Here is a 1,648-nt window from a genome sequence, read left to right as displayed (position 1 = left end):
TGGGGCCGGGCGTCTAGACTGGAGCGCCCGTCCGTCGTCGAGAGAGGAGTCCGCCCGTGAAGGTCCTGGCCGCCATGTCCGGGGGAGTCGACTCCGCCGTCGCCGCGGCGCGTGCCGTGGACGCCGGGCACGACGTCGTCGGCGTCCACCTGGCCCTGTCCCGCATGCCCGGCACCCTGCGCACCGGCTCGCGTGGCTGCTGCACCATCGAGGACGCCTCGGACGCGTGGCGCGCGTGCGAGCGGCTCGGCATCCCCTTCTACACGTGGGACTTCTCCGAGCGGTTCGCGGAGGACGTCGTGGACGACTTCGTGGCCGAGTACGAGGCCGGCCGCACGCCCAACCCGTGCATGCGCTGCAACGAGCGCATCAAGTTCGCGGCGCTGCTCGAGCGCGCCCTCGAGCTGGGCTTCGACGCCGTCTGCACCGGCCACTACGCCGCCGTGCGGCCCGGTCCGGACGGCTCGCTGGAGCTGCACCGCGCTGCGGACGATGCGAAGGACCAGTCCTACGTGCTCGGCGTGCTCACCGCGGATCAGCTCGCCCACTGCCTCTTCCCGCTCGCGGACACGCCGTCCAAGGAGCTCGTGCGCGCCGAGGCGGCCGAGCGCGGCCTGTCCGTGGCGGCGAAGCCGGACTCCCACGACATCTGCTTCATCCCCGACGGCGACACCCGCGGCTGGCTCGCCGAGCGCATCGACCTCGCCCCCGGCCCCATCGTCGACCCGGAGGGGCAGGAGCTCGGCACCCACGCGGGCGCCCAGGCGTTCACGGTCGGCCAGCGCAAGGGCCTGGCCATCGGCCGTCCCGCGCCCGACGGCAAGCCCCGGTTCGTGCTCGAGGTGCGGCCGAAGGAGAACACGGTGGTCGTCGGCGGCCGCGAGCTGCTCGACGTCGACCGCATCACCGGCATCCGCCCGTCGTGGGCCGGCGCCCCGGTGCCCGAAGCCCGCACGGGCGCCTGGTTCGACTGCGCGCTGCAGTTCCGGGCCCACGGCGAGATCGTCGAGGCCCGCGCCCGCCAGCGCGCCGACGCGGCGGGGCATCCGGGGTGGGAGATCGAGCCGGGGCGCCCCCTGCGCGGCGTGGCTCCCGGTCAGACGGCCGTCCTGTACCGGGGCACCCGCGTGCTCGGCCAGGCCACCATCGACACCGCCCGCAATGCCCGGTTGTCGGCCCCCGCGGATGCGTAGGCTTCGGCCATGAGCCCGGACTACGACCCCCACGCCAGCTCGCTGCCCGGCACCGCGGACCCGGCGGTCCTCGACGAGCTCTTCGCGATCCGCGGCAGCATCGACAACATCGACGCCTCGCTCGTCTACCTGCTGGCCGAGCGGTTCAAGTTCACGCAGCGGGTCGGCGCGCTCAAGGCCCGGCACGACCTGCCGCCCTCGGACCCCGGGCGTGAGGCCGCCCAGATCGCGCGGCTGCACCGGCTCGCGCTCGAGGCGGACCTCGAGCCCGCGTTCGCCGAGAAGTTCCTGAACTTCATCATCGCCGAGGTCATCCGCCACCACCGCGCGCTGGCGGCCGAGGGCCGGCCGGACGCCGAGGCGGAGCCGGGGGAGAGCCCCGGGGACGCGGATGACTGAGGCCGCCCACGACGACGGCGCCACCGGCCCCGTCGCCCTCGGCGGCACGCCGTGGC

General features: G+C 74.9%; 2 protein-coding genes. Both read left to right on the top strand.

Features of this window, described 5'->3' with window-relative positions; translation table 11 throughout:
* Positions 1–56: 56 nt before the first annotated feature.
* Positions 57–1,193, top strand: coding sequence for a tRNA 2-thiouridine(34) synthase MnmA (gene mnmA / locus HMPREF3105_RS00920; RefSeq protein WP_069942006.1), 1,137 nt, complete (start codon positions 57–59; stop codon positions 1,191–1,193).
* A gap of 9 nt (positions 1,194–1,202) precedes the next feature.
* Complete coding sequence (locus HMPREF3105_RS00915) at positions 1,203–1,592, top strand: chorismate mutase (RefSeq protein ID WP_060974202.1); 390 nt, start codon at positions 1,203–1,205, stop codon at positions 1,590–1,592.
* Positions 1,593–1,648: the final 56 nt, after the last annotated feature.

Origin of the sequence: Micrococcus sp. HMSC31B01, from assembly GCF_001816085.1 — a bacterium.
GTDB classification, from domain to species: Bacteria; Actinomycetota; Actinomycetes; order Actinomycetales; family Micrococcaceae; genus Micrococcus; species Micrococcus luteus.
The sequence above is the reverse complement of the archived record's forward strand: the minus strand, read 5'-3'. Positions and strand labels throughout refer to the sequence as shown.